This window comes from Streptomyces halobius, from assembly GCF_023277745.1.
In the GTDB taxonomy this organism is placed as follows: Bacteria; Actinomycetota; Actinomycetes; order Streptomycetales; family Streptomycetaceae; genus Streptomyces; species Streptomyces halobius.
Genome location: NZ_CP086322.1, coordinates 6,365,959 through 6,381,219 on the forward strand (window position 1 = coordinate 6,365,959; position 15,261 = coordinate 6,381,219).

The following is a 15,261-nucleotide window of genomic DNA, read 5'->3' on the forward strand; positions in this document are numbered from 1 at the left end:
AGACCTGACAGATCCAAACTGCCGGACGGTTTCTCTTGGCTGAGTACATCTACACGATGCGCAAGACGCGCAAGGCGCACGGCGACAAGGTCATCCTCGATGACGTGACGCTGAGCTTCCTGCCGGGCGCGAAGATCGGCGTCGTGGGTCCCAACGGCGCCGGCAAGTCCACGGTGCTGAAGATCATGGCCGGTCTTGAGCAGCCGTCGAACGGCGATGCCTTCCTCTCCCCGGGCTACACCGTCGGCATGCTCCTCCAGGAGCCGCCGCTGGACGAGTCCAAGACGGTTCTGGAGAACGTCCAGGACGGCGCCAAGGAGCTCATGGGCAAGCTCAAGCGCTTCAACGAAGTCGCCGAGCTCATGGCCACCGACTACTCCGACGAACTCATGGAGGAGATGGGCAAGCTCCAGGAAGACCTCGACCACGCCAACGCGTGGGACCTGGACACCCAGCTCGAACAGGCCATGGACGCGCTCGGCTGCCCGCCCGGCGACTGGCCCGTCACCACCCTCTCCGGTGGTGAGCGCCGCCGCGTCGCACTGTGCAAGCTGCTGCTGGAGGCCCCCGACCTGCTGCTCCTCGACGAGCCCACCAACCACCTGGACGCCGAGTCCGTGCAGTGGCTGGAGCAGCACCTCGCCAAGTACCCCGGCACCGTCGTCGCCGTCACCCACGACCGCTACTTCCTCGACAACGTCGCCGGCTGGATCCTGGAGCTCGACCGCGGCCGTGCGTACGTCTACGAGGGCAACTACTCCAAGTACCTGGAGACCAAGCAGACCCGTCTGAAGGTCGAGGGCCAGAAGGACGCCAAGCGCGCCAAGCGCCTCAAGGAAGAACTGGAGTGGGTCCGCTCCAACGCCAAGGGGCGGCAGGCCAAGTCCAAGGCCCGCCTGGCGCGTTACGAGGAGATGGCCGCCGAGGCCGACAAGATGCGGAAGCTGGACTTCGAGGAGATCCAGATCCCGCCGGGCCCGCGCCTGGGCAACGTCGTCGTCGAGGTCGACAAGCTCAACAAGGCATTCGGCGAGAAGGTCCTCATCGACGACCTGAGCTTCACGCTGCCGCGCAACGGCATCGTGGGCGTCATCGGCCCGAACGGCGCCGGCAAGACCACGCTGTTCAAGATGCTCCAGGGCCTGGAGACCCCGGACTCCGGCGACATCAAGGTCGGCGACACCGTCAAGATCTCCTACGTCGACCAGAGCCGCGAGAACATCGACCCCGACAAGACCTTGTGGGCCGTCGTCTCCGACGAACTGGACTACATCAACGTCGGCCAGGTCGAGATGCCCTCCCGGGCGTATGTCTCCGCCTTCGGCTTCAAGGGCCCCGACCAGCAGAAGCCGGCCGGAGTGCTCTCCGGCGGTGAGCGCAACCGCCTGAACCTCGCGCTCACCCTCAAGCAGGGCGGCAACCTGCTGCTCCTCGACGAACCGACCAACGACCTCGACGTCGAGACCCTCTCCTCCCTGGAGAACGCGCTGCTGGAGTTCCCGGGCTGCGCCGTGGTCGTCTCCCACGACCGCTGGTTCCTGGACCGCGTCGCCACGCACATCCTGGCGTACGAGGGCGATTCCAAGTGGTTCTGGTTCGAGGGCAACTTCGAGTCCTACGAGAAGAACAAGATCGAGCGCCTCGGAGCGGAAGCGGCCCGTCCGCACCGCGCCACGTACAAGAAGCTCACCCGAGGCTGACCGACGTGCGCCACCTCTACTCCTGCCCCCTGCGCTGGTCGGACATGGACGCGTTCGGCCATGTCAACAACGCGGTGTTCGTCCGCTACCTCGAAGAGGCGCGGATCGACTTCATACGCCGGCTGGCGCCGGGGGGCGGCAGCACATCGTTCACGGGCGGCTCGGTCGTCGCCCGGCACGAAATCGACTATGTGCGGCCGCTGGTGCACCGGCCCTCCCCGGTGACCATCGAGCTGTGGGTGACGAAGATCAGCGCCGCGTCGATGACCGTCGCATACGAGGTCAAGGACGAGCCGGAGGAGGGGGCCACCATCTACCTCCGGGCCTCCACCGTCGTCGTCCCCTACGACTTCGCCGAGGCGCGTCCCCGCCGCATCACCGCGGAGGAGAAGGCCGTCCTCAAGGAATTCATGGACGACGCCTCACATCAGGAGGGGACCGTCGCCGTATGACGGCGCTGCGCCTGGCCGATGCCGGGGAGGCGGTGGATCTCGCCGCCTTCCTGGCCCGGCTGATCCACTACGACCGCGCCGCCGCGGTACGTCTCCAGGCCCGCGACGGCGTGCTCGCCGTCTTCGGCCGCCCACCGTCCTTCGAAGTACTGGCCATCCGCACCGCCCGGCTCGCCGACGACACCACCCTGGACGTCACCGTCTCCGCGGGTGAACTCCTCGAAGGTGTCCGGGAGTCGGCGGACACCGTGACCGTACCCGCCGCGGTCACCGGCCCGCCCTGGGCCGGAGTGCTGCCCCCGCGAGGCGGCTGGCGACGGGTACCGGGACTGCCCGCGCCCGACGCGCTGCTCCGCGCGGTGGCCGCCGCGGTCGCCGAATTCCGCGCCCGCGACGAGGCGCTCCCGCCACCGCACCGCACCCGCGCCGAACGGGACCGCATCGGCCGGGAGATCTGGTCGCGCACCCTCGGCGACACCCACCTCCCGCTCCGCGCCGTGCACGCCGCCCAGTCGCTGGGCTTCCTGCGGGCCGCCCGCACGGGCGCCCTGGCCGGCAGCGGTACGCCGCCCGGCACCGGCCAGGCCCCGCAACCGCCGACGCTTCTCGAAGCGGGCGGCTGGCTGCGCCTGAGCACCGCCTACGGCTCGATCGCGGTACGGACGGGCGGACCGGCGGGGCTGAAGGGGCTGTCGGGGCTGACGGTTACGCCTATGTGAGCGGGTCCGGGCCGCTGATATCTGCGTGAGCGGTTACGTCGGCCTGTGCGGTCCGGCCTCTGGCATCTGCCTGTGCGGTTATGTCGACCTGAGTGGTGCGCTGACCTGTACGGCGGCGCCGATGTGTGCGTGTCGCTGCCCGCAGGGTCACACGGTCTGGATGGTGCGTGTGCGGTCACACGGCCTGCACGGTGCCGTGGCCCTGACCATGAGGGGCCCGCACCTCCCCGGCGTGTGCCACGTCCGTATCGCCGGTGTATGCCACGTCCGCCTGGGCTGAGTGGCCGTCGCGCCCCGGCGCGCTGGTCCTCGACCCTTCGGCACCCGGCCCGTCAGTCCGGGGCGCCGGTCAGTCTGTGTCGGTCAGTCCGGGGTGTCGGTCAGTCCGGGGTGTTGATCATCGAAGCGGCCGCGTAGGTGAGGTAGTTCCACAGCTGTGTCTCGTGTTCCTCGGACAGTTCGAGGGAGTCCACGGCGTCCCGCATGTGCCGCAGCCACGCGTCGTGCGCGGCGCGGTCGACGGTGAACGGGGCATGCCGCATCCGCAGCCGGGGATGGCCGCGGCCGTCGCTGTACGTACGAGGGCCACCCCAGTACTGCATCAAGAAGAGCGCGAGTCGCTCCTCGGCCGGGCCCAGGTCCTCCTCCGGGTACATCGGCCGCAGCAGCGGGTCCTCGGCGACTCCCTGGTAGAAGCGGTGCACCAGACGACGGAAGGTCGGTTCGCCACCGACCTGTTCGTAGAAGGTCTGCTCCTGAAGCGTGCCGTGCGGAATCTTGTTCACGCGTCCATGGTGTCAGACGCGGCGGCCGAGGACTTCAGACGTAGGACGGGAGATGAGGCGGAGGACAGGAGACCAGACGGCGGACAGGAGATCACGAGACAGCCCGGGGAGTGATCTCCTCGATCGCTCCCCGGGCGCTCGTGCCGGCTTGTCGCTGTTAACTGTCGCTCGGCCCGCTGGTCAGTCCTGCGAATCAGTCCTGCAGATCAACTCTGCGGATCAGCTCTGCGGATGGGGCCTGCGATGCGTCCTGCGGATCAGCCGCGCCGGACGGTCAGTGTCGTCCAGGCACCGACATGCACCCGGTCGCCCTCATGGAGCGGCACCGGCACATACGGCTGGATCGGATCCTCGGCGAGGTTGATCGTCGTGCCGTTGGTCGAGTTCTGGTCGACGACCGCCCAGCTGCCGTCCTGCTGCTGCACCAGCAGTGCGTGCTGGTGCGAGACGCCCGGGTCCTCCGGCGGGCGGCCCAGGTCGATGTCCGGAGCCTCGCCGGTGCTGGGCCGGCGGCGGCCGACCGAGATCTGGCCGTTGGCGAGCGGGAGCACCTGCTCGGGGGAGTACGCGGGGAGGTTGAGCCCCGCCGCCTCCGGGCCGCTGCGGCCCATCATCGCCATGAAGTACTCGCGGTCCGGCGCTACGGCCACCACCCAGCCGTCACCGACGACCGCCGCCGCACCCTGCGGCGGCGCCCCGGGATCCTGGCCGGGGCCGGGCCCGTCGTTCCACTGCTGTTGATCGGGCTGTCGTTGCTGCGGAGGCGCCTGGTGCTGTTGGGGCGGCACCTGCTGCTCGAACGGAGCCTGCGGTGGCTGCTGCTCGAAAGGTCCGGGCTGCTGCGGCGGGAACGGCGCGGGCCGCTGCTGCTCGAACGGTGCCTGCGGGCCTGGCTGCTGCGGCGCCGGTGCCATCGGCGGGGCCGCGGTCTGCGCGCTCGGCGGGTTCAGCGTCCAGTCGTCGCTCTGCTGCTGCGGTGGCGGGCCGGGCTGACCGGCGGGGCCGGGGCCGGGCATGCCGGGCGGCGGGCCGGGCTGGCCTGGGTAACCACCGGGGCCGGGTTGGCCGGGCGGCGGGCCCTGCTGGGGCTGTTGAGGTGCCTGATGCTGTTGGGGCGGGAAGCCGTAACCACCCTGGCCCCCTTGAGCGCTGGGGCCGGGCGCCGGCGGCGGGAAGCCGTATCCGCCCTGCCCGCCCTGGGTGCCGGGACCGCCGGGCGGCGGTCCCGGCTGCTGACCGGTCGGCTGGCCGGCAGGCGGGGCGTAGGACGTCGCGGAATGCGTGAGGAAGTTGTAGTGGCAGCTCTCGCAGAACGGCGCCATCGCCTCACGCGGCGTACCGCACTGCGGACACAGCTCGGGCGGCGCGGACTGACCGGGTCCGGGACCACCGGGAGCGGGCGGCGGGAAGCCGTAACCACCCTGGCCGCCCTGGGGGGCGGGACCGGGGCCGGGTGCGCCAGGACCGGGCGCGGGCGGGGGGAATCCATAGCCACCCTGGCCGTCCTGAGGACCGGGACCGGGCCCCGGGCCGGGCGGAGGCGGCGGTCCGGGCTGGCCCGGAGGCGGGCCGGGCTGAGCGGCCGGCTGACCGGGCGGCGTGTTCAGGAACCCTGCGGGCAGAGAGGGCGGCGGGGCGCCAGCGCCCGCCATCCGGTGGCCGCACACCTCGCACCAGTCTTCGGCCACCGACTGGTGGCCGTTCGGGCAGGTCGGCATGTCGGTTCTTCCCCCTCCGTACCGTTGGTTCCGGCGGTACTGATCGGTTTGATCGTCGTTGTTTCTTTACGCGAACGGTTTACGTCGAGCGCGTCTTGAGTGCCATCTCGTTCGCCTCGGCCACCTTCGCCTTCAGTCGCACAGTACCCGTCGCCGCATCGACGACGTCCACCACCTTCGCAAGCAGTTTCGCAGTGTCCTCGTTCCCGGAGGCGAAAGCCAACTGCACAGTCCGGCCAGTTTCGCGGTGACGCCATCCATGCCGCCCGACTTGCGGGCATCCAGCCCCTGTTGGATGGCCTGCGCCCATTCATCCTGCCCCGTGTAGTGCGCGACTTGTGGGTCGGTTGATGTCGAAGCGGCTATGCGGGAACTGTGCCGGAAAAGGCCATGTCCTCCGTCGCGTCGCCCGTATCCGTCCGCACCGCCTGTACGGGCCCTGCGACAGCCCGTACGAGGACCGTATGCGGCGGTGGTGATCGCGTATGCGGCGGTGGTGGGCGCGTACGCGGCGGTGGTGGGCGCGGGACTCGTCGCCCCAGGGGGCGTCGGATGGTCCCCCGGGCGGGGGAGAGGGGCGACTGGGTGCGGCGGGTTGGTCAAGGCCTCGATCGTGGGCGCGACTTGCTTGATCATGGCGATCATGGCGGTCTCGGCCTTCTTGGGGCCTCCTGGCGGGCGTCCTGTCGCATGTGCTCGTCGGTCCTCCTGTTGTATGTGGTGCGCTTGCCGTACGCCTCGTGTGCCTTGCCCTGCGACGCCTTTTTCTTTCGGCAACGATTACGCAGAGTGATTGGTTCCCGACAGTGCCGGAAGCGCGACTCTCCGTAAGGTCGGCGGTTGCGTGTGGCAGATCGGTCATGCGCGTCCTGGTCCTGATGGCGCGGGGAACGGCAGCAGTGCCACCGTTACGTTGTCGTGGCCCCCGCCGTCGAGGGCGTGGGCGACCAATGTCCGGGCGGCGCCCAGCGGCCGGGCCGGCGCGTCGTACGGCAGCACCGCGGCCATCTGCGCCGCGGACTCGGCGTAGTTCCACAGCCCGTCCGTGCACACCACCACGACGCCTGGTCCGTCCGGTTTGAAGGACGCGGTGTGCGGTTCGACCTCGTACGCGTCCGCGCCGAGCCAGCCCGTGATGGCGTGGGCCCGCTCATCGGCGAGCGCCTCGGCCTCGGACATCAGATTGTTGGCGACCATCTGGGCCGCCCATGAGTCGTCCTCGGTGAGCCGGGCGGGGGGCGCCGTGCGGTCGTTCGGGATCCAGTACGCGCGGCTGTCGCCGACCCACCCGACGGTCAGCAGCCCGCCGCCGACCGCCGCGCCGACGAGGGTGCAGGCCGGGGCGTTCTCCTGGTGGTACTCGTCGGGCGCCGCGGCGGGGGCGTCGGCCAGTGCGTTGACGGCCGACGCGGCCGCCAGGATCGCGTCATGCATGGCCTGCTGGGGATGGGTGCCGCGGGGCAGCGATGCCCGGAGTGCCTCGGCCGCGGTTTCGGAGGCGGCCTGGGATGCCTTGTCCGGACGGGTCGCCGAGGAGACGCCGTCACAGACCACCGCGACGACCGCGGGGGTGCCGTCCGGCAGAGGTGCCGTGGCGAGTGCGAAGAAGTCCTCGTTGCGGTGGTGGCGGTGGCCGCGGTCGCTGACCGCCGCGACGGCCGGGGGCGTACCGCCCGCCAACTCCCGCTCCATATGGTCGCGTTCGCGTGACTGGGCGTGGCCGCAGTGCTCGCAGTGTCCGTCGGTGCCGACGGCAGTGCCCGTACGGCAGGCGGCGCAGATCCGGGTGCCTTGGGGTGGGGTGGCGGGTTGGGGTGACGGGGGTCGGAGCCCGGTGGGGTGAGGCGTGGTGGGCTCGCTCGGGGCGGTGGTGGCCTTGGGGTTCGCGGGGGCCTGGGGTGAGGTTGGGGGCTCGACGGGTTCTTTGGCTTCGGCGACGGCGTCTGCGATGGCCTCGTAGCCGGCGACGCGGGGGTCGGCGGGGCGAGGGCCGACGGCTGGAGCTGAAGGGGCTGCGGGTGGTGCCGGGGTGTTGCCGGCTTCGGTCGGCGGGTGGCCGGGCACCGGTGGAGCGCTGATTTCCGCGTACGGGAGGCGGGTCTGCGGGTCGGGCGGGGGCGGCCCGACCGGGGTGGCGGGGACTGGGGATGTGGACGGTGAGTGCGGTGGGAAGGGTGGGGCGGAGGTGGCGGGGACGGTGGGGATGGCGGGTGCGGATGGTGCGACAGGTGCGAATGGTGAGGGTGTTGGGGCGGGTGCGGGTGGTGGGGCCGCAGCGGGCGCCGGGGCGGGAGTGGGCACTGCGGCAGGGGGCGGAGCGGCGGCAGGAGACGGAGCCGCGCCTACGCCCTGGGGCGGCACGGACTGCGATGGCGCAGAGTGCGGAGGTACGGGGTGTGGCTGTACGGCCTGCGGTGGTACGGACTGCGCCGCCGTACCTCCCACCGACGGTGCGTACGCAGGCTGGGGTGGTGGCCCGTATGGCGGCGGGTGGCCCGCGCCGGTCAGGGCGATGGGCGGCTGTTCCTCCGGTGGCGCGGTGGGTGCCGTGCGGTCGGCGCCGCACCGCCCGCAGAAGTCGATTCCCGCGTTCCCCGCATCCCCCGCGTCCAGCGGCTCATCGCAGCTCGCGCACCGGGCCGGCCCAGTCACACTCATGTCACACCCACGTCCTGGGGCGGAAGCGGTTGGCCCGTTCCACCAGCTCGATCCTTTCGTCACCACGCTCCGCCAGCCGCGCGAGCAGGCGGTACGACCGCTCCAGCCCGAACCGCAGGCCGCGTTCGTCCAGCGTGCTGCCGAGCAGCGCCGGGCGCCCCTGGGGGGCGTGCCCGCCGTCCGGCCGGGCACCGTGGCAACCGGAGAGTACCCAGTCCAGGGCGCTGCCCAGTACCTCGGTGGTGAGGTGTTCGCGGCGCTCGGCGTCCAGCCCGAAGTCCGCGAGGGCTTCGACCTCTTCGGCGGCGGCCCGCAGGTCGGGCAGCAGCGGATCGTGGGGGGAGCGCCGGCGCAACCGGGCGCGGACCGCCGCGATCCGTGCCGCGGTGTAGTGGATGGACGACTCCGGGACGGACTCCAGCGCCTCGACGGCGCCCGGCCGGTCGCCCGTGGCCAGCCGCACCCGGGCCAGTCCGAACGCGGCGCTGACATAGCTGTGATCGGTCGCCCACACCAGGCGGTAGTACTCGGTGGCGTTGTCCAACTGACCCAGCAGTTCCGCGCAGACGGCCAGTGCCAGCTTCGGCGCGGCCTCTCCGGGGAAGGCGTCGTAGACCGCGTCGAAGGACAGCGCGGCGCTTTCGTGGTCGCCGGCCGTCAATGACACCAGGCCGTGGTTCCACACCACCCGCCAGTCGGCGCCCCATTCCTCGCCGGGCTGCGACTCGATGGCCTGCAGCGCCTCCCGCGCCGCCCCGGCCTCCCCCGTCTCCAGGTGGGCGCGCAGTGCCCGCAGCCGGGTCTCCAGGGAGTCGGCGGGCGCGGAGCGCAGCGCGGCGATCACCTCTCCGGGGCCGGCGGACATCAGCCCGGCCAGGAAACCGGCGTTGGGGTCGGCCGGGTCCACCCGTGGCGCCGGCAGCGTGAGCGCGGCGGCACCGGTGTCGAGGGGGCGCAGCGCGGGGCCACCGGGGGCGGCGGCAGCCCGACCAGGTCCGTCCGGCCCGCCCGCCGCCTCGCTCTCGTACGCGGCCCGCCCCGGCAGCGCAGCCGCAGCGGCAGTCGGCTCCAGAGCCACCGACCGCCCCGTCACGCCACCGGAGCCCGCCCGCGCTCTCTGGCCCGTCACCCCACCGGAGCCCGCCCGCGCTCTCTGGCCCGTCACCCCACCGGAGCCTGCCCGCGCCCTCCGCCCGCGGTGCACCGTCCGGGCGCCCAGCAGCGAACCGTCCCCCTGCTCCGCCGCCACCAATTCCGTGTCGACCACACGGAGTTCAGGACCGAACAGCACGGACAGCGACGGCCGCTGCTCACCCGTCTGCAGTGCCACGACCTCCCGCAGCACGCCCGTCAGCTGCTCGGCCATCTCCTCCGCGGACGCGAATCTGCGGGCCCGGTCCGGGTCCGTGGCGCGCACCAGCAGCCGGTAGAAGGACTCGTACGTACGGAAGACCTCGATGTTGTCCGGGTCCGGAAGGGAGTCCGCGAAGACGTTCGTATAGCCCTGGAAGTCGAAGGTGAGGACGGCGAGGGTGCGCGCGACCGTATAGAGGTCGGAGGCGACCGACGGGCCCAGCTCGGCGACCTCGGGCGCCTGATAGCCGATCGTGCCGTAGATCGGGCTCTCGTGGTCGTCCCTCCGGCGCACCGCACCCATGTCGATCAGCTTGAGCCGGTCATCCTGCTGGATGGCGTTGTCGACCTTGAAGTCGCAGTACAGGAGGTTGCGGCTGTGCAGATGGCCGAGCGCCTCCAGCGCCTCGATGCCGTAGGCGCAGGCTTGCTCGACCGGCAGCGGATCGCGCCGCCCCTGGGGCGTGCGCCGTCCGTTGGCGATGTCCTTGAGCGAGGTGCCGCCGACGTACTCCATGACGATGTAGCCGTCCAGGCTGCCCGTCGACGGGTCGAGATGCTCCACGAAGTTATAGATCCGCACGATGTTGGAGTGCTCGATCTCGGCGAGGAACCGCCGCTCGGACACCGCCGCCGCCAGCGCTTCCTCGTCGCCGGTGTCCAGCAGGCCCTTGAGCACCACCCAGCGGTCGGACACCGCGCGGTCCGTCGCGAGATAGATCCAGCCGAGCCCGCCGTGCGCCAGGCAGCCCACGACCTCGTACTGGCCGTGCACGAGGTCACCGGGCCGCAGCTTGGGCACAAAGCTGTACGGATGGCCGCACTTGGCGCAGAACCCTTCGGTGCGGCCGGGGCGTTCACCGCGCGACCGCCCCACCGGTGCCCCGCATTCCCCACGGCTGCAGAACCGCTTCCGTTCCGGGACCTCCGGATTCTCCAGCACCGCCGTGCGCGGATCGGGGCGCGGCACCTCCGGCACCGTCACCAGGCCCGCGCCCAGTCGCCCCCGGCCCGACCCCGCACCCGAGCCGCTGCCCGCGCTGCGCACGGAGACCGGCACCGATGCCATCCCGCGCGTCGGTTCGCCGCCGGACAGCGAGCGCGACAGTCGCCCGGACACCGAACGCCGGGACGGCGAAGAGCGGGATGCGCTGGAAGAACGGGGGGAGGGGTGGGAGGAGCGTGGAGGGCGGGAGGAGTTGGAGGAATGGGGGGAGGGAGGGCAGTGGGAAGAGGGGGATGAGGGGGAGGAAAGGGGCGACGCCGACCGCTCCGTGGGGGGCGAACCGGCGGCGTGGGTGGCGGCCGTGAGCGGAGACCAGGCCGGGCCGCCGGGCATCACGCTCGCGCACGTCCGGTTCGTCACCGCCGTGGGCGGCGCGGAGAGCAGGCCGTCCGGTGAGACGACCGGAGGCAGACCGCAGATGTCGCAGTAGAGCTCGCCACCGCCCACGTCCTCATAGCGGCCGGCGCACTCCCGCCGCTGGCATGCGGTCCCCGCCCCTTCCGTCACGATTCCCCCTTGTGCTCCGCCTCGTACGGAACAAACGCTTCCGCAGCCGCTTGCTGATAGCGCCACACCGCCTGCTCCGCCACCCGCAGATCACACGGCGCGCTCCACAGCATCCGGCGGGCCGCGTCATACCGCTCCATCAGCAGCGGATCCTCGGCCAGGCCGTACCGGACGACCTTCGCCCGGTACGCGTCCAGCCGGCCGCGCAGCTCAGCGCGCACCGCCAGCGGGGCCGTCACCGCGGTGAGCGACTCCCGGGCGCGGTGCAGTTCGTCCTCCGCCTGCTGCTCCAGGCTGTCCAGCAGCGGCGACAGACGGTGCCACTGCGCACGTCTGCGGTAGTCGGCGGCTGCCGCCAACTGCTCGTGCAGCGCCGTCGACGGGCCGCTGACCGCCGGCACCTCGGAGGCGGCGATCTTCGCCAGCACCTCACCGCGGGCCTGCCGCGCCTCGGTCAGCGTGCGGTCCGCCCGGGAGAGGATGTCGCGCAGCTGCATCAGCCGCCGCTCCGCGTCCTGCCGGACGTCCAGTACCGCCTCCACCTCACGCCGGATGTCCTCCAGCCCGCGGGCCGCACGGTCGTAGCGCGCGGTGTCCGGCCGTCCGCCACCGGGCGCGGAACTCCCCGTCGACGACGACACCCAGAACGCCAGCGGATCCGAGATCACCTGGCCGCGCAGCCGCGCCAGCTCGTCCGTGATCCGCTCCAGGTCGTCGCCCGCCGGATGCTCCCCGGGGCGTACCCCCACCGAATGCGCCAGCGAACGCACCCGCTGCAACTCGGCGGACAGCAGGTCTATCCGGGCCGGCAGCGCCGACCAGACGGTGTCGGCGGCGACGATGACATCGAGCGACCGCGCGTACAGCCCGTTGATCCGCTCGACGAGGCCCTCCAGGCTGAACTGCTCGCTCAGCGGGGTCGGCCCGCTCTCCGGGCCGCCGTCCGCCGCGGTCGCGCCCGGGACGGTCAGGGCGTTGCCGTGCAGCATGGCCGTCAGCTCCGCGAGGTCGTCGGGGGACGGCCAGCGGCGCCGCGCACGCAGTTCCCGTGCCGCCGTCAGCGCGGCCGTATAGATGTCGAAGAGCGACCAGAGGACGGTGATGGACCGCTCGGTGGCGGCCCAGCGCTCCTTGGTGATGCCGGACAGGTCGGCGCCCTCCAGCAGCCTGCGGCCCGCGTGGTCCTGCAACGCGAGCAGTGACGTCTCGATCGCCTCGTACTCGGCGCCGAGCCGCGCCAGGGCACGATCCACCTCCTCCCGGTCCAGCACCGGGGCACAGTGCCTCCCCGCGGAACCGGGGAGGGGGTCGGGGACCCCCATCGATCACCTCTCCAATACGCGTACGGTGCACGGCGGTTGGTGCGCCTGGGTCGCTGCTGCGGTGTGCTGTTCCCTCACTTCCCCATAGTGACGGCATCTTCGCGTGGTGACTGCTCCGGTACCGACGGCGGCGACGCTTTCGCCGCCTGCCCGTCTCGCACCGGCCCCGTCCCGACCGTCCCCGCCTTCCCCCTCCTTCCCCCTTCCTTCTCCCTCCTTCTCTTTCTGTCTCCATAGTGACGGCATCGGCCACCCTGCGGGGCGATCGGTCACTGTCGGTCGCCGTTGGCCGCAAGAAGCCGCCGTTGGCTGCCAGAAGCCGTCGTCAGCTGCTATAAGCCGCCTCAGTCGCGGTACTCCGGCGACGGCGGCCCCGATATCCCGGGCAGATCGGCCCGCAGCCAGGTGCGGTACGCCCGCATCCAGGGGCTGTCGGCCCCGCCGCTCCGGTAGTCCTCCAGGACCTTGTTGACCCGCCGGACCAGATCCGTGTCGTCCCGGTTCATCGCCACGCCGTACGGCTCGTCGGTGAACGGCTCACCCTTCAGCTCGACCGTCGGATCCTGCGCCGCCTGCGCCGCGGCCAGCGCGTTGTCCGTCACCACCGCGTCCGCCGCACCGAGCTGCAGCCTTACCAGACAGTCGAGTTGGTTGGGCACCGTCAGCACCTTCGCGCCGTGCGGCCGCGCCGCCAGCTCCGACTCGCCCGTCGAACCCGCCGCCGTGCACACCCGCTTCCCGCGCAGCGAACCGTCGAACGCCTTGATCTTCGACTTCTTCGGGGCGAGCACCTGCTGCCCGCCCTGGAAGTACGCGGTCGAGAACGCCACCCGCTTCTTGCGGGCGCAGTTGATCGTCATCGTCCGCACCACCATGTCGACGGTGCGCCGCTGGAGCGCGGGTATCCGCCGGTTGGTCGGCACGGCCTGAAAGACGACCTTGGCGTCCGGGCCGAGGATGTCCTTGGCGATCGCCCGCGCCAGATCGATGTCAAAGCCCTCCAGCTTGCCGGTGCCGGGGTTGCGATACCCCCACCGGTAGGTGTTCTGGTCGACGCCTACGACCAGTTGGCCCTTCTTCTTGATCCGCTCCACCGCCGCGCCGTCATCCGAGGACGGCCGCAGACTCTCCGCGGCGTTCCGCGACGTGCAGGTCGTCGCGGCGGGGTGGGGGGCTCCCCTGTGCATGGGGGTCCCCCCTGTTCGAGCGGAGTCGAGAACTTGGGGGAGCAGTCGAGAGCTTGGGGAAGCATGCGCCGTCCCCGGATCGTACGGACGAGGCACCGCCGGCCCGGACGAGCCACGCCCGCCTTCCGCGACCTCACCGCCCAGCGTGGGCACCAGCACGGCCGCGGCCGCCGTCATCACACACATGCCCGCCACGACGGGCGCCAGAGCGGCACGCAGATTCCGCAACCCTCGCGCGCACCCCCTCATGTCCCCCTCACCAGGCCCCCTCACCGGTACTCCGACAGCCTGCGCGCGATGCCCAGCACCGCACCCGCCGCCCCGACCACGGCCAGCACCGCGGCACCCACCGCCAGCCCGCCCAGCGCCTCCCGCCCGCCGTCCGCCGCCGACCGGAACTCGTCCTGCTCGTGCGCCAGCGCCTTCCGCAGCGCCGCATCCACCCGGTCGAAGGACTCACGGGTGGGCCGGTCCGTACCGATCACCTTGGCCAGCGCCTGGTCGTAATCGCCCTTGTCGTCCGCCGCCCGCGCCTCGGCATGCCGCGCCTGCCACTGCCGTACCTGCGCCAGCGCGTCCCGCACCGGGCGCCGCCCCGCGTCATCGTCCGCCAGTTCCAGCGCCGCCCCCAGCCGGCCGCCCGCCGCCGCGTCACCTCCCGCCAGGGACTTCATTCCGGAGCGGAAGCCGGTCTCATAGAAATCCTTCTGGTCCTTGGTCAGCACCGCCCCGCGCGCCACCAGCGTCAGATTCTCGTCCCCGCGCGCCTGCAGCGCATCGATCCGCGCCTCATTGAGCACCCGCAACGATCGGGCACCGTGCTCATACGCGTCACTCAGCCCCGCACGCGCCACCGAATGCCCGACCACCAGCCACACCAGGACGGCGACGGACGCCGCCGTCGCGGCCAACAGCCCCTGATTGAACACCCGGTGGGTACGCCGGTAATGACGGCGCTGCGCCCACCCCAGGGCGCCGATGGCCACCGCCCCGGCCGCCAGCGCCCACCACGGCCACGCCTTCGCCGAGGCGTAGTCCTCCGCCAGGCGGTCCGTCTCCGTGTCGTACAACGCCCGTGCCGCCGGGAGGAGTTCCGTGCGCATCCGGTCATTCGCATACCGCAGATACGCGCCACCCAACGGCAGCCCCTGCCGGTTGTTCGTCCGCGCCGTCTCGACCAGTCCCGCATACCGCGGCAGCAGTCTGCTGAGCTTCGCTATCTGCCGGTCCGCCGCATCCGAACCCCGGGTGTTCGCCGATGCCTTGACCAGCAGCTGGGATGCCGTCGCGATATCCGCGGCATAGCGGTCGCGGGTGGCCTCGCTCTCCTCGGCACCGGCCAGAAAGCCCCCGGCGGCCGTCGTATCGGCGTCCGCCAGCGAACGGTGGATACGCGCCGCGTCCGCGCTCAACGGCTGGCTGCGCCTGACGACGTCGTCCGCGGTCGCCGCGCGGTCCGCCACCTGCCAGGCCGTGACCGCGCCGAACACCAGCACCAGCAGGGCGAGTACCGCACCGATCACCCGCAGTCTGCCGGGCTCGGTCGTCACCGCGGCACGCACCTCGTCCAGCCCGTCGGCCCACGCGGTACGGCGCCCCGACGCGGACGCCGACTCGCTGCTGGTCGACACGGACGACACGGAACCTCCCCCTCGGTCGCTGACGGCCGGCCCGGCTCCCGCGCGGCACTCCCATCGAGCGCTCACGAGAACAGGTGCACGGTCAGCAGTATGTCCGCAGCCACTGACAACCACACGGCACTTGACCCGATCTTGTGCGGATCGCGAGGCGCGAAGCGCCCCCTCCGTGCCGGACATGTCTGCTCATGGGATGCCATTCCGCGAGGTCGGGCCC

At 71.7% G+C, this 15,261-nt stretch carries 10 protein-coding genes and 1 pseudogene; 3 read left to right on the forward strand and 8 right to left on the reverse strand.

Annotation, left to right across the window (positions count from 1 at the left end; all coding sequences use genetic code 11):
• Nucleotides 1-35: 35 nt before the first annotated feature.
• The 3 genes from ettA to K9S39_RS28890 are packed head-to-tail and all read left to right on the forward strand — an operon-like array spanning nt 36 to nt 2,871.
• The gene (ettA, locus tag K9S39_RS28880) at nt 36-1,700 is read left to right on the forward strand and encodes an energy-dependent translational throttle protein EttA (protein ID WP_248866277.1); all 1,665 of its coding nucleotides are present in this window, start codon (nt 36-38) and stop codon (nt 1,698-1,700) included.
• A 5-nt stretch (nt 1,701-1,705) separates the two neighbouring features.
• On the forward strand, nt 1,706-2,152 hold the full coding sequence (locus K9S39_RS28885; RefSeq protein ID WP_248866278.1) for an acyl-CoA thioesterase: 447 nt from the start codon (nt 1,706-1,708) through the stop codon (nt 2,150-2,152).
• On the forward strand, nt 2,149-2,871 hold the full coding sequence (locus K9S39_RS28890; RefSeq protein WP_248866279.1) for a hypothetical protein: 723 nt from the start codon (nt 2,149-2,151) through the stop codon (nt 2,869-2,871). The genes K9S39_RS28885 and K9S39_RS28890 overlap by 4 nt, the downstream gene beginning before the upstream one ends.
• Nucleotides 2,872-3,251: 380 nt before the next feature.
• On the opposite strand, the gene K9S39_RS28895 is transcribed toward K9S39_RS28890, so the two are convergent.
• The 8 genes and pseudogenes from K9S39_RS28895 to K9S39_RS28930 form a co-directional block, all read right to left on the reverse strand.
• A complete protein-coding gene (locus K9S39_RS28895; RefSeq protein ID WP_248866280.1) occupies nt 3,252-3,656 on the reverse strand; it encodes a globin in 405 nt (134 codons plus the stop codon).
• Between the two features lie 257 nt (nt 3,657-3,913).
• Nucleotides 3,914-5,374 carry an FHA domain-containing protein gene (locus K9S39_RS28900; RefSeq protein ID WP_248866281.1) on the reverse strand — a complete coding sequence of 487 codons (1,461 nt, stop codon included), beginning with the start codon at nt 5,372-5,374 and terminating at the stop codon, nt 3,914-3,916.
• 79 nt (nt 5,375-5,453) lie between these two features.
• Nucleotides 5,454-6,016 (reverse strand): annotated as a pseudogene (locus K9S39_RS28905) (hypothetical protein); the annotation flags it as partial.
• A 216-nt stretch (nt 6,017-6,232) separates the two neighbouring features.
• On the reverse strand, nt 6,233-8,032 hold the full coding sequence (locus tag K9S39_RS28910; protein ID WP_248866282.1) for a PP2C family protein-serine/threonine phosphatase: 1,800 nt from the start codon (nt 8,030-8,032) through the stop codon (nt 6,233-6,235).
• 1 nt (nt 8,033) lies between these two features.
• Entirely contained in the window at nt 8,034-10,898 is a 2,865-nt protein-coding gene (locus K9S39_RS28915; protein WP_406708033.1) for a serine/threonine-protein kinase, read from the reverse strand.
• Nucleotides 10,895-12,220 carry a hypothetical protein gene (locus tag K9S39_RS28920; RefSeq protein ID WP_248866283.1) on the reverse strand — a complete coding sequence of 442 codons (1,326 nt, stop codon included), beginning with the start codon at nt 12,218-12,220 and terminating at the stop codon, nt 10,895-10,897. Before K9S39_RS28920 ends, K9S39_RS28915 begins: the two co-directional genes overlap by 4 nt.
• 344 nt (nt 12,221-12,564) lie before the next feature.
• On the reverse strand, nt 12,565-13,656 hold the full coding sequence (locus K9S39_RS28925) for a glutamate ABC transporter substrate-binding protein (RefSeq protein ID WP_248866284.1): 1,092 nt from the start codon (nt 13,654-13,656) through the stop codon (nt 12,565-12,567).
• A 20-nt stretch (nt 13,657-13,676) separates the two neighbouring features.
• Entirely contained in the window at nt 13,677-15,038 is a 1,362-nt protein-coding gene (locus tag K9S39_RS28930; protein ID WP_248869012.1) for a hypothetical protein, read from the reverse strand.
• Between the last annotated feature and the right edge of the window lie 223 nt (nt 15,039-15,261).